Origin of the sequence: Ellagibacter isourolithinifaciens, assembly GCF_008831035.1 — a bacterium.
In the GTDB taxonomy this organism is placed as follows: Bacteria; Actinomycetota; Coriobacteriia; order Coriobacteriales; family Eggerthellaceae; genus Ellagibacter; species Ellagibacter isourolithinifaciens.
The window spans coordinates 120,235-139,788 of the sequence record NZ_WAJR01000003.1; the positions used below are offsets into that span (position 1 = coordinate 120,235).

The 19,554-nt window shown below is 57.0% G+C and carries 15 protein-coding genes; 6 read left to right on the forward strand and 9 right to left on the reverse strand.

The window, feature by feature from the left end; genetic code table 11:
- Positions 1 to 3: 3 nt before the first annotated feature.
- Together F8C90_RS02645 and yedF are read right to left on the reverse strand one after the other, a co-directional pair.
- A complete protein-coding gene (locus F8C90_RS02645) occupies positions 4 to 279 on the reverse strand; it encodes a putative Se/S carrier protein (protein ID WP_158048899.1) in 276 nt (91 codons plus the stop codon).
- Positions 279 to 893, reverse strand: a complete 615-nt coding sequence (yedF, locus tag F8C90_RS02650) for a sulfurtransferase-like selenium metabolism protein YedF (protein WP_170264503.1) — start codon at positions 891 to 893, stop codon at positions 279 to 281. The genes F8C90_RS02645 and yedF overlap by 1 nt, the downstream gene beginning before the upstream one ends.
- Positions 894 to 1,167: 274 nt before the next feature.
- On the opposite strand from yedF, the gene selA reads away from it, so the two are divergent.
- Both selA and selB read left to right on the forward strand, forming a co-directional pair.
- Positions 1,168 to 2,628: an L-seryl-tRNA(Sec) selenium transferase gene (gene selA / locus F8C90_RS02655; protein ID WP_158048901.1), complete on the forward strand. Its 1,461-nt coding sequence runs from the start codon at positions 1,168 to 1,170 to the stop codon at positions 2,626 to 2,628.
- Complete coding sequence (gene selB, locus F8C90_RS02660) at positions 2,625 to 4,559, forward strand: selenocysteine-specific translation elongation factor (RefSeq protein ID WP_158048902.1); 1,935 nt, start codon at positions 2,625 to 2,627, stop codon at positions 4,557 to 4,559. Before selA ends, selB begins: the two co-directional genes overlap by 4 nt.
- A gap of 174 nt (positions 4,560 to 4,733) precedes the next feature.
- Here selB and F8C90_RS02665 read toward each other — a convergent pair whose 3' ends face one another.
- On the reverse strand, positions 4,734 to 5,390 hold the full coding sequence (locus tag F8C90_RS02665) for a LysR family transcriptional regulator substrate-binding protein (protein WP_158048903.1): 657 nt from the start codon (positions 5,388 to 5,390) through the stop codon (positions 4,734 to 4,736).
- A 10-nt stretch (positions 5,391 to 5,400) separates the two neighbouring features.
- A complete protein-coding gene (locus F8C90_RS02670) occupies positions 5,401 to 6,741 on the reverse strand; it encodes a phenylacetate--CoA ligase family protein (protein ID WP_158048904.1) in 1,341 nt (446 codons plus the stop codon).
- A gap of 182 nt (positions 6,742 to 6,923) precedes the next feature.
- Between F8C90_RS02670 and F8C90_RS02675 the strand changes: the two genes are divergently transcribed.
- Positions 6,924 to 7,868: a LysR family transcriptional regulator gene (locus F8C90_RS02675; protein ID WP_158048905.1), complete on the forward strand. Its 945-nt coding sequence runs from the start codon at positions 6,924 to 6,926 to the stop codon at positions 7,866 to 7,868.
- 54 nt (positions 7,869 to 7,922) lie between these two features.
- On the opposite strand, the gene F8C90_RS10880 is transcribed toward F8C90_RS02675, so the two are convergent.
- The 4 genes from F8C90_RS10880 to F8C90_RS02690 form a co-directional block, all read right to left on the reverse strand.
- Positions 7,923 to 8,072: a DUF5679 domain-containing protein gene (locus F8C90_RS10880; protein WP_170264504.1), complete on the reverse strand. Its 150-nt coding sequence runs from the start codon at positions 8,070 to 8,072 to the stop codon at positions 7,923 to 7,925.
- 114 nt (positions 8,073 to 8,186) lie between these two features.
- On the reverse strand, positions 8,187 to 11,546 hold the full coding sequence (locus tag F8C90_RS02680) for a zinc-binding metallopeptidase family protein (RefSeq protein ID WP_158048906.1): 3,360 nt from the start codon (positions 11,544 to 11,546) through the stop codon (positions 8,187 to 8,189).
- Positions 11,547 to 11,601: 55 nt separating this feature from the next.
- On the reverse strand, positions 11,602 to 12,924 hold the full coding sequence (locus tag F8C90_RS02685; protein ID WP_158048907.1) for a hypothetical protein: 1,323 nt from the start codon (positions 12,922 to 12,924) through the stop codon (positions 11,602 to 11,604).
- Between the two features lie 22 nt (positions 12,925 to 12,946).
- Positions 12,947 to 15,856, reverse strand: coding sequence for a helicase C-terminal domain-containing protein (locus tag F8C90_RS02690; protein ID WP_158048908.1), 2,910 nt, complete (start codon positions 15,854 to 15,856; stop codon positions 12,947 to 12,949).
- 61 nt (positions 15,857 to 15,917) lie between these two features.
- Between F8C90_RS02690 and F8C90_RS02695 the strand changes: the two genes are divergently transcribed.
- Positions 15,918 to 16,580 carry a hypothetical protein gene (locus F8C90_RS02695; protein WP_246155749.1) on the forward strand — a complete coding sequence of 221 codons (663 nt, stop codon included), beginning with the start codon at positions 15,918 to 15,920 and terminating at the stop codon, positions 16,578 to 16,580.
- An 88-nt stretch (positions 16,581 to 16,668) separates the two neighbouring features.
- On the opposite strand, the gene F8C90_RS02700 is transcribed toward F8C90_RS02695, so the two are convergent.
- Positions 16,669 to 17,625, reverse strand: a complete 957-nt coding sequence (locus F8C90_RS02700) for a D-alanine--D-alanine ligase family protein (protein ID WP_158048909.1) — start codon at positions 17,623 to 17,625, stop codon at positions 16,669 to 16,671.
- A gap of 65 nt (positions 17,626 to 17,690) precedes the next feature.
- Here F8C90_RS02700 and rlmN point away from each other — a divergent pair, with 65 nt between their 5' ends.
- The gene (rlmN, locus tag F8C90_RS02705; RefSeq protein ID WP_158048910.1) at positions 17,691 to 18,728 is read left to right on the forward strand and encodes a dual-specificity RNA methyltransferase RlmN; all 1,038 of its coding nucleotides are present in this window, start codon (positions 17,691 to 17,693) and stop codon (positions 18,726 to 18,728) included.
- A gap of 309 nt (positions 18,729 to 19,037) precedes the next feature.
- Positions 19,038 to 19,430 carry a hypothetical protein gene (locus F8C90_RS02710; protein WP_158048911.1) on the forward strand — a complete coding sequence of 131 codons (393 nt, stop codon included), beginning with the start codon at positions 19,038 to 19,040 and terminating at the stop codon, positions 19,428 to 19,430.
- The last annotated feature ends 124 nt before the right edge of the window (positions 19,431 to 19,554 follow it).

Below are 19,554 nucleotides of genomic sequence, written 5' to 3' on the forward strand. Positions count from 1 at the left end.
CGGCTACGAGAGCTTCGTGTACCCTGTCGCCTCGTAGAGCGTTGCGCATTTCGCGGCATCGCCCGTTACGGTATCAGCGACGAAGGCTCGCGCCTCTGCCGCACCTTCCGCCTTGAACTTAAGCGACATGCCGCATCCCGCGCTGATCTCGCGCGGAGTCGGGATGAGAGCAAAAGAGGCGCCCGCCGCCTTGAAGGTCGCCTGCGCCGCCATCGCGGCATGCGTCGAGTCGAAAGCGAGCACGAATGGTTGCGCGCTTGCCACCTGAGTTTCCCCCATTACAGCGTGATGGTCTTTGCGGACTCGCGCATACGCTCGAGGATGTCGTACATGTTGGAAACCTCGCCGACGGAAAGCTCATCGGCAATGCCGAAGAAGTTCAGGCACGTGCCGCACACGAGCACCTCGGTGCCCTGCTCTTCGAGCTTCTTCACCGCCTCGATGACCTGCTCCTCGCCCGGTGCGACCAGCTTCACGCCGGCGTTCATGAACAGAAGCGACGTCGGCGGATCGCCCGCTTCGGAAAGCGTGTAGAGGGCCATTTTCATAAGGTTGTGGCCAAGCTCAAGATCGCCATCGCCCACGAAGTCCTTGCCGACGAACACGGAGTACCCGCAACCACCCGTAGTCGAGCACGCGCTCCCAGCCTCGGGGACAACGGCAGAAGCTTCTGCCTCGGCACCGTCGCCCTCACCGAAGGTGATGAGCCAGCCGCCCTCGATCTTGTCAACCGACGTGGCCATGTTCTTCTTCTTGCCAAGACGCGTGAGGTTCTTCACGGCCGTCTCGTTGTCAACCTGGATAGCGAGCTCCGTCGCGCCAGTGTCGAGCTCTTTTTTCGCCATGACGAGAGGCATGGGGCACTGCTTACCGAAACCGTCGAGGATTTTCATGGGGGATCCTTCCTTGCTGAGACCCGCGCGTGCGGGCACGGTGAATTGCCCTTGTTTCACGTGAAACAAGCTTTTAAGCAGGCGAAAATGCAGAATGTCGCGCGGCGGCAGAATCGCGCGGCGAAAAATCGCTCTGTCAAGGGATGAGTATAACGCAGAAACGCGCGAGGTACCCATCTGGCGGCCGCGACGGCCACAATCGCGTCCGAGGGCGATGAAAAAGCCGCTCACTGCTACAATTTGAGTCACCGTTTCTTGCACGAAAGGCGCATTCATGGCTTCGCAGTCCCCGCACGATAAGCTCCGCTCGCTTCCTCAGGTTGAGGAAGTCCTCCACGATGCCTCGCTCGAGGCCCTCACCGATAGCGTTCCCCGAGACTTGGTATGCAACGCTGTACGTGCGAGCATCGATGAAGCGCGGCAAGCTATCCTTGCAGGGAGCGACGCCGACACGTCCATCCCGAGCATCGTGCGAACGACCCACATGAGGCTTCTCGCGCTGAACCGTCCTTCACTGCGGCGCGTTGTGAACGCAAGCGGCGTCATCATCCACACCAACCTCGGACGAAGCGTTCTCGCGCCCGCCGCCGTGCAGGCCGTGAACGAAGTCGCAAGCGGGTACTCGACGCTGGAGTACGACACCGACGCGATGGCTCGCGGCTCACGCCATTCCCACTGCGAGCAGCTCATCTGCACGCTCACCGGCGCCGAGGCCGCAATTGCTGTGAACAACAACGCCGCGGCAGTCATGATGGTGCTCTCCGAATTCGCCGCAGGTCACGAAGCTATCGTCTCGCGCGGCGAGCTCGTCGAGATCGGCGGGTCGTTCCGCATCCCCGACATCATGGCACAATCGCACGCCACTATGGTGGAAGTCGGAGCCACGAACAAGACGCACCTTTCCGACTACGTGCGAGCGGTCACGCCCGACACGGCCATGGTCTTGAAAGTGCATCCCTCGAACTACCGCCTGATCGGTTTCACGGAATCGGTCGCCATCTCCGAGCTGCGTTCACTTGCCGACGACGAGAACACCGCGCGTGAGCAGGCAGGCGGAACGAGCGGTGACAAGCTCCTTGTCTACGAGGACCAGGGGTCGGGTGCATTCATGCGCCTGACTTGCTTCGGCGACTACGCCGAGCCCACCGTCTCCGAATCGTTGCAAGCCGGAGCCGATCTCGTGTCGTTCTCAGGCGATAAGCTGCTCGGCGGCCCCCAGGCGGGCATCATCGTCGGTGCGAAGCCGCTGATCGCGCGCCTGAAGAAAAATCCACTCGCCCGCGCGCTGCGTCTCGACAAGATGACGCTCGCCGCACTCGAGGCCACATTGCGCCTCTACCTGAACCCCGAGAACGCGCGCCGCGAAATCCCCACCCTGCGCATGCTCACCGAAACCGCCGATGAGGTCCGCGTCCGCACCAAGAAGCTTGCGAGCATGCTGAAGAAAGCGCTTCCCGCAGATGCCTGCGAGGTTTTCATCATCGAGGAGATTTCTCGTGCTGGTGGCGGGGCGCTGCCCATGTGCGATATCCCCACCTATTGCGTGCAGGTCAAGTTCTTGCAAGGCGACGCGCTCTCATGCGATCGCCACCTCGTTTCGGAGCGACTCGTTCCCGTTGTGGGACGCCTGAAGAAAGACATGCTGCTCTTCGATGGGCGCACTGTGCTCGACGAGGGAGAAATGCAGGAAATCGTGTGCGCATGCACCGAGTATTTCGAAGGGATCAACCGATGAAGAACCACGACCTTGTCCTGGGAACCGCAGGGCACATCGACCACGGTAAGTCCTCGCTCATCCTCGCGTTGACTGGAACCGATCCCGATCGTCTCTCGGAAGAGAAGCAGCGCGGTATCACCATCGAGCTCGGCTTCGCGCGCCTTTCTCTCGATGACGGCACCACCTTAGGCGTGGTCGACGTTCCCGGTCATGAGAAGTTCGTCCGCCAGATGATCTCGGGCTCGACCGGCATAGACATGGCACTCCTGTGCATCGCAGCTGACGATGGCGTCATGCCCCAAACAACCGAGCACTTGGCCGTGCTGGAGCTTCTGCGCATCCCCACGCTCGTCGTCGCGCTCACGAAGACCGACCTCGTTGACGACGAATGGGTCGAATTCATGATCGATGAGGTGAAAGGTCGCCTTGCGGGTGGACCTTACGAGAATGCCGAGATCATTGCTGTATCAAGCCGCACGGGAGAGGGGCTCGACGACCTGAAGGCGGCGCTTGGCCGGGCAGCGAAAGCAACGAAGCGCCAAAAAGCTTCCGACAGCACTCGCCTGCCGATCGACCGCGTTTTCACAATCAAAGGCGCAGGCACAGTCATCACGGGAACGCTTTGGAGCGGCGCCGTTTCGATAGGTGACGAACTTGAAGTGCTCCCGAGCGGACGCATGTCCCGTGTGAGGAGCATCCAAATCCACGGAGAGAGCGTCAATCGCGCCGAGGCCGGCCATCGCGTCGCGCTCAACCTGAACGCGCTTTCCACCGAAGAGGTGCGGCCAGGCGATTTTCTCGCAGCGCCCCACACCGTCACCGCGACCGACCGCTTCGATGCCGACTTCACCTACCTCGGCCTCTCCTCGTCCGACAAACCCCTCGAAAGCGGGGCGCGCGTCCATGTTTCGCACGGAACGCGCGAGGTCACAGGGCGAATCCTTTGCATCGGGGACGAGCAGGGTTTCAAGCCGGGCGAGAGAGCCTATGCCCAAATCCGCCTCGACGAAGAGCTTCCCGTATCCTGGCAAGACCACTTCATCGTGCGGTCGTATTCCCCCGTGCACGTCATCGGCGGCGGCGTCGTGCTCCGCGCGCACCCCAAGCGCTCGACCACGGCGACCCCCGAGAAGATCGCGCTCCTCGATGCTTTGCGCGACGGAGATGGCGACCGCGCAGCGGAATGCGCGTTCAACCTTGAGAAGGCGCCGGTAACGTGCGAGGGCATCGTTCATGCAGCAGGATGCAGCCAAGCTGCGGCGAGGCGAGCCCTCGAGTCGCTCGAGAAATCGCGCAAGGCCGTCCGTCTCAAATCCGACCAGGCCGGTTCAAGCGTTTACTTCACCACGCCGCGTTTTGTGCAGAAGATGCGCTCAACGATCGAGAACGCTCTGCTCGCCTTCCATAACGAGAATCCGACGTCAACCGGCATGTCGAAGGAGGCGCTCCGCCAGAAAGCGGCCGTCCGCCTTTCACCCGACTGCTTCGATGCCCTCCTCGCTGATGCGCAAGCTGCTAAGCACGCTGTTGTCAACGGCGGTGAGGTTTGCCATCCGCAGGCAGGCGCTGGAGCTCAGGCGTTGGAGAAGCAGGCCGCGGAAGCCCTGCTTGCCGCACTTCGCGAGGCTGATGGCTCCCCCGCGACACTCGATGAAATCTTTTCGAGCTGCAAAATCGAGCCTTCTCTCGGCCGACGCGCCATAGCTTCCCTCGAGAAGGCAGGCGAAGCGGTGCGCATCACGAAAGAACTCGCCTTCTCCACTGAGGCACTTGCCCAATTTGAACAGGCCGTTCGCACTCGTCTCGCCGACGGGGCCTCTGCGAGCGCCGCAGAACTGAGGGACGCTATGGGCACCACGCGCAAATACGCCATTCCCTTGTTGGAGTATTTCGACGACAAGGGCATCACCCGCCGCTCGGGCGACGAGCGCGTGTTAACCGGAAGATAGCGCAGCGCATCTAGCGAGATAACGGCGCCGCACCACGCCACGTGCCCAGCGAGCAGGGGGAGAAACACCCCTTTCGTGAAACGCAATCGCTGCAGCAAACGCGCATCTCCAAGAAAAAGGCCTCAGACGGACCATTCCGCCTGAGGCCTTCGATGTTATGCGCGCCGTTTTCCCTTAGAGGGATGCGACGTAGCGCTCGAGGTTCTTCTTCAGTCGACCGAGGAAGCTTTCGCCCATAGCGGAAAGCTCGGCATCATCCTTCGTAATATACCCAAGGTGAATCGTCACGTCCGTCTCAAGCGGAACGGTCGTCAGCGCCGGACCGTCGGCGATACCCACAAGGATGCCGCTTGTCACCGTATAGCCATTGAGGGCGACACAGAGCTCGGAGAGCGAGGCACGGTCGGTCGTTGCTATCTTCTTTGCGCATGCAGGGTCGCACACCGCTTCTTCCGCGAATTCAGCAGGAGCGTCTTTTCCCTGGTCAAAATAGATATACGGCCAATCGGCAAGATCGTCCAACGTAAGCGATTTCGCATTCGACATCGGGTGGCTCGAGGGCAGAGCCACGCGCGGCGCCGACTGCACAAGCTCGGTATACTGCACGCCCGCCGTCTTGAACGCCTCGTCGAGAGCGTCATCCGAAGCGGACGTCTTGAGCAGAATGCCCAGTTCGCTCACCCCTTGCGCGACATCGTCGATGACGCCCTGCGTCGTGCGGTCGCGCAACGCGTAGGAATACTCATCGCCGCCTGCCGCAAGCACGGTGTGCGCGAACGTCTGCACATCGAAGAGGTAGTGCTGACCTGAAACCGAAAACGTTTTCGACATAGCCTTCTCCTTACTTCTGCGTACGCTCATCGACGAAACGGCTCGCTTTGTGAGCGGATGACGTGCCCAGCTTGCCCGCGTCGTACACAATCACCTTAGCAGGTCGCACGCCGCAATGGGCCTTCAATGCCGCCTCGACACGCTTCGCGACCTCAGCATACGGCTCTTCGCTGCCAAGCGCGCGCTCGACCGAGACCTCGTAACGGGTCGTGTAGTTCTCGTCGTACACGCGAATGGAGTACTCGCCGGTAAGGCCCTTCGACGCGCGAACGACGTACTCCACGTCGGAGGGGAACACGTTCACGGCGCCGACGATGAACATCTCGTCCTTGCGACCGGTCACGTGGATGCGGGCAAGGGTGCGCCCGCATTCGCACTTGTCGGTGCTCACATATCCGATGTCGCCCGAGCGGAAGCGGATCATCGGGCGCGCCTTCTTCATGAGCGTCGTGTAGGTAAGCTCACCGACGCTGCCTGGCTCGAGCACCTCACCGGTCGTCGGGTCGACAGTTTCCACGAGAATCTGATCCTCGACGATATGCAGGCCGTCTTTCGCCTCGCACATCGCTGCGCATGCGCCGTAGATGTCGGACAGGCCGAAGAAATCGACGACCTTAGCGCCCCACAAATCCTCGATCGCCTCACGCGTTGACGAGATAGAACCGCCAGGCTCGCCTGCGACGATGATGGTGTGGATGCTGAAATCTTCGCGCGGGTCAAACCCCTTCTCCTTCGCTTTCTCGCCAAGCGCCCAAGCGTAGGAAGGGGACGTCCAGATAACGGTCGGCTGATACTGCTTCAGCACGAACAGCAGGCGATCGGAAGGCACCGCGCCAACCCAGATGGCGAGCGCGCCGAGTTCCTGCGCGCCCATAACGTCGGGGCCGCCGACGTAGAGCGCGAAGTTCAACCCGTGCACGTAGCGATCGTTCGGGCGCATACCCGCTTGCCAGAAGAGGCGCGCTTCGGTCGATTGCCACAGGTCGAAGTCTTCTTGCGTGAAGGGGCTTACCGTAGGAACGCCGGTCGAGCCGGATGAGGTCGCCATAAACACGACGTCTTCCTCGGGAACGGAGCACATCTCGCCGAAGAAGCTTCCGACATGCTGCGTCTCGCGCTCCGTCTTCTTATCGATGAAGGGGAATTTCTCGATGTCGGCGAGCGACGTGATGTCCTCGGGCTTCACACCGGCCTCATCGAAGGAGCGCTTGTAGTACACCGTGTTTTCGTATGCGTACTTCACCATTGCCTGCAGACGCTCGAGCTGGAGCTTCTCCAACTCAGGACGCGGCATGCATTCTATTTCGGGGTCGTAGTATTTCTGATCGTAGGGTATGTTCTTCTTCGCCATGCAAATACTCCTCGTTGCTATTCGTGGATGCCTGATAATAAAACCACTCGAACCTGCTTGAGGCAAGCATTTGGATTGGACTTTCTTTTGAGTACTCGTTATCTTTATAATCGATAGTTGCATATAATGCATTTGCAATACCGCCATCTACTTGAGGCGGTTTGCTTTAAGAAAGGTGTTCCATGACTTTACAACAACTTCGCTACCTTATAGCTATTGCCGAATTCGGCTCCATCAATGCTGCTGCTCAAAATCTCTATGCCTCGCAGTCCAATCTTTCTACCGCGATCAAAGAGCTTGAGACTGAACTCGGAATCACCATATTCACCCGCAGCAATCGTGGCGTCACCCTCACCAATGACGGAACCGAGCTGCTCGGCTACGCACGTCAGGTAATCCAACAGGCCGACATGCTCTCCGAGCGCTATGCGAAAGGATCTTCGAGCCATGCACGTTTGACTGTTTCGACGCAGCACTATGCCTTTAGCGTGCAGGCCTTTGTCGAGGTCGCCGAAATGTACACAGGAGACGAGTACGAATTCACCTTGAGAGAATGCCGAACTGGCGAGATTATCGACGACGTGCGCACCTTCCGCAGCGAAATCGGAATCCTGTTCCGCGATAGCTTCAACTCACGTGTGCTCGACAAAGCCTTTGCTGATGCAAACGTCGTTTTCACGCCGCTTTTTGATGCGCAGGTCCACGTGTTCGTCGGCGAGCATCATCCGCTTGCGAAGGCAAAAATCCTCACGCTTGACGATCTGGAAGATTATCCGCGCTATTCCTTTGAGCAGGGTACGGAAAACTCCTTCTATTACGCCGAAGAGCCATTCAATCAGATTCCCCATAAGAAGGAAATCCGCTTCTCCGACCGCGGAACGTTGACGAACCTCCTTACCAATCATATCGGCTACACCTTATCTACCGGCGTCCTCTCCTCTGAGATGCACACGGGCATTGTGTCTATCCCACTTGATACCCGTGGCCTTCCCGGCAGCAACGGAACGATGCAGGTCGGATACATTATCCATAGCCAGATGAAACGCAGCCCGCTTCTCGAGGATTACATTTCGATGCTCGAGAACGTCATGAGAGACAATCCGTTCGTCCACCCCTACAAGCACTAAATAAGGCGATGTTTCACGTGAAACATCGCCTCTCGCAAGCTGAGCGCGTTCGGGTTATTTAACAGCGCCAATGCGGCAGATCTTGCCCCCGCAGTCAGGGCAGGTTCCCTTCATGATGGGCTTACCGTTTTTGGTAACACCCTCAACCGGGTTCTGCATTTCCTTCTTCGCCTTGCACTTGACGCAATATGCTTCGATGGCCATTCCTATAAACCTCTCTATCGAATCGATATGGGTGGAACCAAAAGCCCGTTTCACCTCAAACGTTCGAAATTATACAGGAAGCAGACAATCTATCTCTAAGAAATTCTACTCCCCTTAGATATTCTTTAGCATTTCCACAACGAACTCGACATTCTTGGAAAGATTGTCCGATTTCACCACGTCAATCGTATCATCTTTCTGACCGAAGAACGCAGGCTTAATCCCGTCCATGCCAGCGAGATGCATAGCCTGAAAACCTTGCTGTGCGGCGTATGCGCCAGACCCCTCGCCCCACGGGATAGTCGCACCGCCCACGTGCGCGCCCGTTGCCTGAGCCGCCTTCTTCACGTAGCGCTTCATACGAGAAGAGACGGATACCTTGCGCAGCGTGCCCTCGCTCTCGATAAGCGACAGCGACCCTGCACCCATCGCCTCGAGATCCACGATGATCGCACCACGCAGCTCATCGGCGTGGTCGGCGAGAAACGCCTTCATGCCGTTATGGCCGGAAAGCTCGCAGCCAAGAGCGACGAACCAGACTTCCGTCGTAATCTCGGGGTTGTGGAAGTGATAGATGCGCTCCTCGTCTTCTTCGAGCTCCACAGGCTCCGGCATCATATCTGGCGTCACGATTTCCTCTTCGGAGCGAACGTTTGCATTGCCCATCGAGATGCGCGAGAAAGCGCCTCCGTTCCAACGGCTGCGGCCACCACGGCGCGCGCCATCGTCAGAAGCCGGCTCAAAAGCGGTCGTCTTGTCCTCGTAGAAGCTGTTGTCCTCGTCGTAGTAATCGTCGTCGTACTCGTCCTGTGAATATTCCCCGTAGCCAGCCTGCGCAGCTGCATCAGCCTCGTAAGACGCAGACTCGTCGCGGAAGCTCTCCCAACCACCTCGGTCGGCCCCCACAGTGCGAGCATCGAAGGAATCATCGACGTCGAGCCATTCCTGCGGCGTCATGGGAGTGTCTTCTTGCTTCTTCTTGCGGCTAAAGCGGTCGAAGAACTTGCGAACGCGAGACTTCGGCATCTCAACGTACCCAGGGCCCGCGAATGCGCCTGTCTCGGTGACAGTGCCGTCGTACGCCGAATCATCCGCATCATCGACATAGATGTCTTCGTCGGCGACATTCTCGAAAAGCTCCTCATCGACAGGGGCGAAAGAGCCTGTCGCGCTCGCAGGTGCAAAAGATCCGATCTGATTGATCGCGACCGTCGCGTCATCGGACGTTTCCTCGGCAGTTTCATTCTCTTGGGGTGCCTCCGCCGGCTTTTCAAGCGTGATTGAGCCGGAAAGCGACGGGAGAGACCCTCTCAGGCTCGATATCGACATAGACGAAGGATGAGTCGGAGCGGCTTCCGTTTGGCCCTGAGAAGAGCTCTCAATGGACGGGATTTGTGCACGAAGTCTCTCAGCAGGCGATTTTTTTCCCTTTGAGGCGTCTGCAAGAGGCGCGCGCTGCTTCTTCAGCTCGGCGACCGGCTTCAAATCTTCTGCCGTTATCGCCTCGAGCGTCGGTGCCTGTGCAGTGCGGCTTGCTTCCGCGGCCAAAGGAGCCACGAACGGCGCAGGGGCTTCCGCCGCCGCCTGGGCAGCCGCCTCCTCGCGCAGGCCGGTCACGTCGATCGGCGTCATCGCGCACGTAGCGTATTCCTCAGTCGAGGCGGGCGCGGGCGAGTCTGCAGCTCCAGCCTGAACGTTCGGCATCGACGCTGCGTCCTGTACGGGAACAACTGGAGGAATCGCCGTTGCGGAAACGCGCTGCTCGCCAGCAGGAGAATCAGCGGGCTGCGCCGACACTTCATTGTTAGCAATCGGAGTTGCCTCTGCGGAAACCGGCTCGACAGCGAGGGGCGCCGTGGTATCGACAGGCTTCGTCCATTCGGGCATAGACCAATCGGGGATTGTCTGATCTCTCTCCCCCGCGATGGACACGCGCTCCTGTTCGATCACCGCGAAGGTAGTATCTCCGCCCTCACTCTCGAAGCCCGGCGCCTTCACTTCCATTATGGAATCGCGCATAGCAGCCAATCGCTGCTCAGTCTCGGACACAACCGCCTCGTTCGCTTCCTGGAAATGAACTCTGCTCGCGCTCACCGCAGCATCGAGTGCATCGGCATAGCGAGAACGATGGACCGGCTTGTCGTCATTCTTGGGACGCTTGGCCTTTTCCTGAGCGCGCGCAAACCACGCGGGAACGCTCGACCCGTCATCTTCAACCACCATCTCGGCGGCTGCAGGAGCCTCTTGTTGAGGAGTTTCGGCATATGTCGCCTCATACGGGGAATCGAACTGCGACATTTCCTTGTCGAGATACCCCTCGATGGGAGAACCTTGAGCCGCAGGGGCGGGACGCGATGCCGCTAACGCAGCCTCGGCGGCATCAGCTTGCGCCGCAATCTGCTCCTGAAGAGCAGCGGCAGCTTCGGCGGGTTTCGGAGCGAAGGCGGCCGAGGTGTCCTCGCGAAGCGCCTGCATCTCCTCATCGCTCGGCTTGCCGAGCGGCTCGTCTTTCACTTGTACGAGATTCTCGGAAATGTCGAACACAGGGGCGGCTCCTGGCACGGGCTTTCCGGAAATCGCCGCGATTGCCGCCTTCGCCTGAGCAAGGCGAGCCTCTGCCGAACCCGCAGGTGCCTGAGGCGCCTCGTAAACCACGGAGGCTCCGTCGGGGACCACTCCAGCGACGCGAGCCGCTTCCTCTCCGTGGATTACCGGGTCTTCTTCATAGTTCTCAACAGCAGACGTAGGGCTGCCAACACGAGCGGCGGTCTCCATGAGCACAGCAACGCCCGATGCATTGCAATTGGCGCCGGCGCTATATCCAGCTGTACGGTGCGCGAGCGCGAAGATTCCCGGAGCAATCGCAATAATCGCGGCAATCACCGTGATAATCGAAATAACGACGACGGGAGCACCCGACGCATTACCGAGAGCCAACCCGCGAATGAGAAGCAAAATCGCAGTAACCACGGCAGCAACAGGTGCACAAAGCTTGATTATCGGAAGGATGCCCAGAAGCGGCGCGTTCAGCTCAGCCTGGACCTTACCGCTGTCGTAATGGGAAACAATAACGACCTTCCGGTGGGAAGACTTCATGTCGGCGGCGGCAGGTTCGTACTTTGCCACCACGTTCTGGCTCACACCTTTGCCGAGCATGCGGGAAAGGACCGGCTTTCCGAGCGACTCGGCGAGCATAAGACCCCCGCTTATGAGAGCAAGGACGAACGCGAGAATCCCAATAGCGGGAACCGCAAGGCCCAAAACCACCGCAACAAGCAGGATGCCTGCACAAATGAGCGACGGCGTCTCCGTGTTGGAGGCTATGGCGAAGTCCTCGATTTCCGCTGCGAGGCCCGCTTCCTTCTGAAGATAGTCGGCAATATAGAGCGCCGCCTGCTGCTCCTCTTCGGTACCGCCAGGTCGCGGCCCGATTTCTTCGGAGAGATATGACACATGGTCGATGATATCCGGCATAGGATGCCCTTTCACTTTCCTTTTGTATGAAGGCATATATGCTGCATACTATACGCTATTTATTGAAGGTGCCCAAATAATCACGGATAAAAGCATCTGCACTCTGCGCTTGTGAACGGGCATTTTCATACATTTCTTGGCTCGACGCCGTTTTGCTTTCGAATGCGGCCAGCACAAGCTCGTCTGGATCATCCGGAAGCTTCTCCGCAAGCTCACCGGCCTGTTTCTCCGCGTTGTTGTAGTCGTCGTTGTGTTCGGTCGCCGCTTGCGTGTCGCGGTTAATGAGCGCATCGTTCGACTCGATGGCATAGCCTTGTGCCTCGAGTCGCTTATCGATATAGCTCATATAGGCGCTCAAATCCAACTGCGGGAAGAGCTGCTCGGCATTTTGCAGTGCAGTCTTCGCCTTCGAAAAGGATTCTATCGCCTGTTGGGACTTCTCAGTTGACGCCTGCATATCGGCCGATGTTGCTGAAGAAGCTATATCTGCCGCCTCGCGAGCGAGCCCATCAGCAGCGAGAACCAACTGCCATCCTTTCGTTGCCTCTTGCCTCGCCTGGAGAACACTCACCGTGTCGTCAATTATGGCAGCGCCGCTTGTCAGCATCTGGCGACGGGCCGTTATCGTGTCGACCACCTTGGAATCGGGGGTACTACTCGCATCGGAACTGCTACTTATCGCTACTTGACCTACCGCTTCCTCTGCCGCATCAAGCTCATCGATGCAGGTCGACTTCCCATCCTGCACCTTTTTCTGGACATCAAGCGTATCGCCTACCGAAAGGGAGGTGACGTCACTGTTCGCCAAATCGACGACGACGGCATCGATTTCTGCCAACAGCTCGTCGGTCCCGGACAGCTCAGAGATGGCGCTACTCAAGACCCCTTTGTACGTCTGCTGATCTTGATAGGTGCCGAAACCCCACCACGTCAACCCTCCAGCCACCGCAAGCAGCGCTACGGTAAGCGCGAACGATACGATCAACCGCCCGCGCTTGCGCGCACGCTTGCGCGATGCAACTTCAGCATCGAACGATCGAGGTTCACGCGCGCTGTGCGACCCACGAGCTGCTCCACTTACTCTTTTCTGCTCGAGACGACGTTGTCTGCGCTCGAATCGATTTTGGGAGCGCGCCGAGGAAGGTGACACCTCTCGCTGCGTCAGCGCAAGCCCCTCGTCTTTCGATGGCGTCGATATGTGTTTCTTCTTACCAGGCAGCGTGAAAAGGGAAATTGTTCCGAAGGGGCTCGAGCCCCCTTCCCCATCGAGCGAATTTTTGGCCGCATCGAGAACACTGAAGGAAATCTCGTTCGAAGTTCCCTCCGTGTTTCTTTTGATGTGCGCCGCTTTCGCGACTTTGTCGATCCGCTTAGCCATGGCAATGTTTCACGTGAAACATCTACTCGTTTGCTGCCGCAAGTCGAGCGATGATTTCGTCGGTTGTGCACACTTCTATCGTTTTGCTCGGAAGCGAGCGGAGGAACACCTTCCCATAGCTTTTCGTTATCAAGCGCTTGTCAGCCAAGATGAGAACGCCCTTATCGGAAGCTTTTCTGATGAGCCTTCCAGCCGCCTGCTTCGTCTCGAGAACCGCCTGAGGCAGCGAATAATGGCTCCATGCGTGGTCGTCGCGCGTGGCTCTTTCGCACGAGAGCGGGTCGGTCGGCTTTGAAAACGGCAGCTTGGGAATGATCACGCCGCGAAGAGTCGAGCCCGGCGCGTCAAAACCTTCCCAAAAGCTTTTCAACGCAAAGAGCGAAAGATGCCTGTCCTTGATAAAGTCGTCGCGAAGTCCCTTAACGGACACTCCCCATTTTTGACAAACGAGCCGCAGATCCTCTTCTTTGAGGACGGGTTGAACGACGTCGAAGCACTTTTCCATTTCGCGCCGGTTGGTGAACAACGTCAACATCGACCCCTGCTGCGCAATATGAGTACCCACCAAAAGCCGCTCGAGCGCGTCAAGGTAATGGGGGTCGGATGGCTCCGGGATATCGCTTGCCACGTATATCGTCATGTTCTTATCGAAGTCATAGCTCGAATTGAGCTGGCAGGTATGTGCGCGCGTTCCCTCGCCCGCGTTCAGCCCCATTGCATTCTCGAAAGAAGTGAAGTCCCCGTCAATGGATAAGGTAGCGGATGCGAAAACAACCGACTTCGTCTGAGAGTACAGCTTATCTTCAAGGGCCTTGCCCACATTGACGACGAGAGCCTCCAGCTTATCGGTTTGCTTGTCCTTCTTTCGGCATAGCTCCGCAGCATAGGCGTAGCTATCTGACTTCTCGCCGAAAATCACCTCAATTGATCCCACGAGGTCCTTCAGATCCATTGCAACCGAAGCAATTTCACGCTGGGGCTCCGCAGCTCCCTCGATGTTCTCAAGGTAGCCGACAAGCTCCTGGCTGCAGGTGGTCGCCTTTTCCGCGCTTACCTGCATAGCCTTTGCAAGCGTTCGCAGCGAACCGAACGTCTCCGAAGCCCGAATGTCATCGTTGAGCCACAACTCCGTGCGGTCGTAGCTTCGGCTGCGCTTATTCGGGTCAAAATACAGCAAGTCCTTAATATGGGGAACGAACTCGTGAGTCGCCGCAGCAAACATGTCGCCAGCAGACTTCGCCTTACCAACCAATCCCTCGAAAAGCGTCGCCCCATCGTTTTTAAGCGAGGAACTCAGCTTCTTTTCGGCGCGGGCGTAGACGTTGCGACTCTCTCCGCTGGCAACTTTTTGAGCAAGGCGAATAACATCCTCCGCTGCGATTTCCAACGAGAAGGCGCGGCGAGCTTCCGCCTCGGCGCCGTGAGCCTCATCGAGGATCCAATGGCGAACAGGTGGGAGAAGGCCATTATCTGCGGCCGCATCACAGAACAGCAGCGTATGATTTGTGACCACAACATCCGCCGTTTCGGCAAAGCGACGAGCGCCATGCACGAAACACGTTGTTCCATAGAAGGGACATTTACGGCGAAGACAGTCATGGCTCGTGGTCGTCACTGCTCGGCGAGGCACCACGCGATAATCCATTTTCAAACTGTCCATATCGTCATAATCGGTCTGATCGATAAACGACAGCAGTGCACCCAGAGAGGGAGCCTGGGAATGCTCCGTGCCCTGAACATCAACCATATTGACGCCTTCTTTTACGAAGCGGTTGACCTTTCTCAGGCATGGGTAGTGGGAAAAGCCCTTCAGCGGGGCGTACGTGATGTCGCCAAGCGACTGGGCAAGTGCGGGAAGCTCATGATAGACCAGCTGGTCGAGCAGGGCATTCGTCTTCGTCGCAACGCCAATGGCGATGTTGTTCTTCTTCGCCATGAGAACTGCAGGGACCAAATACGCCATCGACTTTCCGACGCCGGTGCCCGCCTCGACTATGAGATTCTCGGAAGCTTCGAGGGCCGCACGAACTTCTTGAGCCATCGTGAGCTGCTCTTCACGGGGATCAAAATCGTCATAAAGCTTTCCCACAATCCCCGTCGGAGAAAATGCTTGAGCAATATCCTCCGAAGTCGGATATTCCATCGTTTGAATCATCTTCGCATCGATACGAGGTCTCCGCTCATACGAGGTCATGCTTTCATGGCGGAGTTCCTTAAGGGAAAACGGCTTTGCCTCCGGCTGGGCAAAATGCTGGAACACCACTGCTGTGTTCCATTGCTCCACCGGTGCGAGAAGCGCGATGCATTTCACCAAGGCCGGCGGCATCTCATGCACCGCCGCAAGCAAGATTCGAAACAGCGCGCATGTCGCTGCAACGTCATCATCTGCGCGGTGTGTTGACGTCGGCGCTCCAAAAGCCTTCACCAAATCGATAAGACGATGCGACCTCATACGAGGAAGGGCTATGCGAGCCAGATCGAGCGAGTCGATCCAAATGTTATCCAAAAGCGGATAACCGCTCGGATGGCGAGTCGTGAACGTGCGGTCGAACTCAGCATTGTGGGCAACCATCTTCGCATCGCGTGCGAACTCGACAAGCCCCGCGAGTGCCTCATCCGGCGAAGGTGCGTCCGCTACATCTTCATCATGGATATTCGTCAAATGAGCGACATCATCGGGAATCGGTTTTCCCGGATTGACGAACGTCACATACCAATCGACCACTTCGCCGTGCTCCATACGCGCCGCAGCGATCTGAGTAAGCTCATCATGATTAAAGGAGAAACCCGTGGTTTCGGTGTCGATCACCACAATGTTCTCGTCAAGAGCACCAAAATCCGCTTTTTTTGCCAGATCTGATAAGCGGCGGTAACGCTCGCGCACTCGCTCAGGAGTTCCGTCGCTGATATATGTATCGAGATTGCTATTCATAAAACTTCTCTCGTTATTCCTCTCAATTGTTTCACGTGAAACACCCGTCAATTATAAGATAATGTTTCACGTGAAACATCACCCAGCGAAGGAAGCGCACATGGAACGTTATTTCGGCTCTTACCAGAAGATCGAGCCTTCATCAAAGAAAGAGGGCGCACTCCTTCTCAGCGCCGACAATATCATTGGCGATTCCTATGAAATCATTTTCGACGGCGACTTGGCCTGGGCCAAGAATCGCTTTGGTGCACGGGTAGGCCATTTTACCATCGATTTCTCCCGACAGCTTCGCGTCCTGAACGCTCGTGGGTGGAAATTCATCGCGCTGCTCTCCCTCGTCGCGTTCACACAAGAGCCAGAACCAGGCACCTATTGGGCTGAAATGGCTGTGCTCTGCCTCGAACCCCAATATGAGTCCTCATTCAAGGAATTCTCCAAGAACATCTCGTCAATGCTCGCCGAGGGAATCCGCCCTGAAATCAACCTTGGCGAACAAGCCATATCGAAGGTCATCGAGTCGAACGGCACCTGGAAGCCTGACATGCGCAGCAGCAGGCCTAAAAGCGAAAACGGCACCGTCGTGATGAAAAGCCAGCGAAAAATGAGCGAATCGCTCATCGAGAAAGGCCGTGCGGGAAACATCGGCTGCTACATCGTCAGCATTGCCTTCATCATCGTTGTCATCGCGGTAATTATCTTTGCCATCAAAACGTTGCTTTTCTAGCCCCTCACCGCAAACAGCGCAGTGCGAACGGAATCACACTGCGCTGCCTCATGTTTGGTCAACGATCCCTCTGAAGCCCCGAAACCCTTTATCGACCGCTCCGCTCGAGCGCATACTCAATCAACATCGTGCACAGCTGGGGGAAGGGAATGCCCGCCGCTGCCGCCGCATCAGGAAGAAGCGAGGTCTCCGTCATACCAGGGATCGTGTTGGTCTCAAGCGCCCACGGCTTGCCCTCATCATCGAGGATGAAGTCGGTGCGGGAAACGCCCTCGCACGAAAGTGCCTTATGCGCAGCGACGGCTTCCCTCTTAATCGTCTCCGCATCCTCTTCCGAAAGCTCCGCGGGGCAGATATGCTTCGAACCACCAGCGGCATACTTCGATTCGAAATCGTAGAATTCGCCCTTTTGGGCAATAATCTCGATGATGGGAAGCGCGCGCGGCTCGTCATTGCCAATAACCGCGACAGTGAACTCACGCCCCTGCACGAACTTCTCGACCACAATTTCACTGTCATGCTCGAATGCTTCAGCGATAGCCTTCTCCAGAGCTTCGCGAGTATCAACAATCGAAATCCCGATTGAGCTACCCTCGGTTGCAGGCTTGACCACCACATGGGTACCGATTTGCGCGACGATGGAGTCGACATCGAGCGAATCGTTGGACGAAATCGTCATCGACGGAGCCGTAGGAACTCCCGCGAGACGGTAGAACTCCTTAGAGCGAGCCTTGTTGATAGCCGTTGCGCTCGACCATACACCCGGCCCGATATAAGGAAGGCCGATCGTCTCCAGGAAGCCCTGAATCACGCCGTCTTCTCCTTTGCGACCATGAAGGCATAGGAACGCTACGTCGAAGTTGCCATCAATCAGGGCGATCAAATCCTCTTTCTTTGCAGGATCGAAGCATTGGACGGTAAAACCTGCCTCTTGCAATGCAGCAAGGGCACCTTTTCCCGACGCAAGCGAAATTTCCCGTTCTCCGCTCGTGCCGCCGGAAAGCAATGCAACGCGGCATGTTGACGTATCGAAAGCGCTCGGCATGATATCTCCCCTTCATCGCGCGTTAATCTCTCGCTTCAGTATAGCAATGACTTATAATGCCACTTATGAATACAGACATCAAAACATACGATATGCGGGGTCTGCAGCAAGCTATGAAAGAGCTGGGTCAACCTGCATTCCGCGCAAAGCAAATCTACGAGTGGCTCTGGTACAAGCATGTTGACTCGTTTGATAAGATGACGAACCTCTCGCTCGCGCTGCGAGAGGAGCTTGCAAGCCGATTTTCGTTATTTACACCCAAGCTCATCGACAAGCAGGAATCATCCGACGGAACGCGAAAGTACGTGCTTGAGCTCTCCGACGGTGCTCTTGTCGAGACAGTCGGAATTCCCGCCGACGCCTCACGCGAGCGGCTCACCGTGTGCTTCTCAACGCAAGTCGGCTGCCCTATGGAGTGCGTCTTCTGCGCTACGGGCCACGAAGGGTTCACCCGCAACCTCACCATCGGCGAAATTGTCGATCAAGTCTATTTTGTAGAAGAAGACTTCGGACGGCGCATATCAAACGTCGTAGGCATGGGCCAAGGGGAACCTTTCCTCAACTACGACAACGTGCTTGCCGCGCTGCGCATCATGAACGACAAGAAGGGCCTGAACATCGGTGCACGCCGCATTGCAGTATCGACGTGCGGCATGCTCGACGGCATTAAGCAGTTCTCGAACGAGCCTGAGCAATTCACGTTGGCTGTTTCGCTTCATTCAGCAATTCAGCCGATTCGCAACGAGATCATGCCGCATGTTGCACGTCAATCCCTGAAAAGCCTGCGCTCCTCTCTCGAGCGCTATATCGAGAAAACAAATCGTCGCGTGACCTTTGAATATCTTCTCATTCAGGATGTCAACGACACTCAGGAAGATCTCGACGCCCTCATCAAATATTGCAGAGGCCTGCTTTGCCACGTGAATCTCCTTCCCATGAACGATATCGAGGGCAGCTATTTCGCGGCGACACCCCAGAAGACGGTCAAACACTGGCTCGATTCGCTCGAGAAACATCACATCGAGGCAACGCTTCGCTCGTCGCGCGGCTCCGATATCGCCGGCGCCTGCGGGCAGCTGAAGAACAAGCAAGGCTCCCATTAATCGCAACAAGAACAGCCTATTCTTCGCTCGTTCATTTTCTATAATCGACTGAACTAAGGTCGCCGACATGAGGTTGGCGACCTTTTCTTTATTCATTCGTTGTCCAATTTGTTTTTCTTTCCTCGGACTGAGCTTCGTATCCCCTTTAAGGCTGAGTCATCCTGGACATTCTCTCCAAAAATAGCCATAAGGAATCAAATAGGCCTTTAAAATGAGACTTCGCTGAGTTCCTCTTCGCGGAATTTGCTCATAAGTTGTCAGGTAGCGAAATTTCAAGGAACCCTTTCATAGAGAAGGAGCGTGGAGCTTATGAGATCCATCACCAAGACCATCGTGATTGCCGCCTCGGCAGTTGCCCTCTGCTTCGGCCTCGCTGCCTGCGGCGGTGGCCAGTCCGCCTCTTCTGACAATTCCACTTCAAGCAACAACTCAGCTTCAAGCGAGAAAACGGCCCCAGCCGCGCAGGAAGAGAGCAAGGCCGTAGACTTCTACATGTTCAAGGGCGAGATGCCTGAAGGCTACGGGCTAACGGGCCCTAACGGCAACAGCTCCCCGCTCAACATTGTCGAGTTCCGCAATATTGAGAACCCCGACAAAATCGTAGATATCGAGATTGACGAGGGTAGCGCTCAGGAACAATTCGATAAAGCCGCAGCAAAAGACAAATACACCGCGGGCGGCGATGTCAAATTGGGTAACTGAGTAGTAAGCCCTCTTGGTACTGACAGTCAGCAAATTCCGGTACTGCGAATCAACCAATTGCGGTACCGCCATAGAATCCGTCGCAAGCATCCAATCCGGGATGCGATAGACGGAAAGGAATCAC

What these genes read in the sequence shown, in the direction of transcription:
- F8C90_RS02645 (WP_158048899.1), bottom strand. Translation starts at nt 279, where the DNA reads ATGGGGGAAACTCAGGTGGCAAGCGCGCAACCATTCGTGCTCGCTTTC.
- yedF (WP_170264503.1), bottom strand. Translation starts at nt 893, where the DNA reads ATGAAAATCCTCGACGGTTTCGGTAAGCAGTGCCCCATGCCTCTCGTC.
- selA (WP_158048901.1), top strand. Translation starts at nt 1,168, where the DNA reads ATGGCTTCGCAGTCCCCGCACGATAAGCTCCGCTCGCTTCCTCAGGTT.
- selB (WP_158048902.1), top strand. Translation starts at nt 2,625, where the DNA reads ATGAAGAACCACGACCTTGTCCTGGGAACCGCAGGGCACATCGACCAC.
- F8C90_RS02665 (WP_158048903.1), bottom strand. Translation starts at nt 5,390, where the DNA reads ATGTCGAAAACGTTTTCGGTTTCAGGTCAGCACTACCTCTTCGATGTG.
- F8C90_RS02670 (WP_158048904.1), bottom strand. Translation starts at nt 6,741, where the DNA reads ATGGCGAAGAAGAACATACCCTACGATCAGAAATACTACGACCCCGAA.
- F8C90_RS02675 (WP_158048905.1), top strand. Translation starts at nt 6,924, where the DNA reads ATGACTTTACAACAACTTCGCTACCTTATAGCTATTGCCGAATTCGGC.
- F8C90_RS10880 (WP_170264504.1), bottom strand. Translation starts at nt 8,072, where the DNA reads ATGGCCATCGAAGCATATTGCGTCAAGTGCAAGGCGAAGAAGGAAATG.
- F8C90_RS02680 (WP_158048906.1), bottom strand. Translation starts at nt 11,546, where the DNA reads ATGCCGGATATCATCGACCATGTGTCATATCTCTCCGAAGAAATCGGG.
- F8C90_RS02685 (WP_158048907.1), bottom strand. Translation starts at nt 12,924, where the DNA reads ATGGCTAAGCGGATCGACAAAGTCGCGAAAGCGGCGCACATCAAAAGA.
- F8C90_RS02690 (WP_158048908.1), bottom strand. Translation starts at nt 15,856, where the DNA reads ATGAATAGCAATCTCGATACATATATCAGCGACGGAACTCCTGAGCGA.
- F8C90_RS02695 (WP_246155749.1), top strand. Translation starts at nt 15,918, where the DNA reads ATGTTTCACGTGAAACATCACCCAGCGAAGGAAGCGCACATGGAACGT.
- F8C90_RS02700 (WP_158048909.1), bottom strand. Translation starts at nt 17,625, where the DNA reads ATGCCGAGCGCTTTCGATACGTCAACATGCCGCGTTGCATTGCTTTCC.
- rlmN (WP_158048910.1), top strand. Translation starts at nt 17,691, where the DNA reads ATGAATACAGACATCAAAACATACGATATGCGGGGTCTGCAGCAAGCT.
- F8C90_RS02710 (WP_158048911.1), top strand. Translation starts at nt 19,038, where the DNA reads ATGAGATCCATCACCAAGACCATCGTGATTGCCGCCTCGGCAGTTGCC.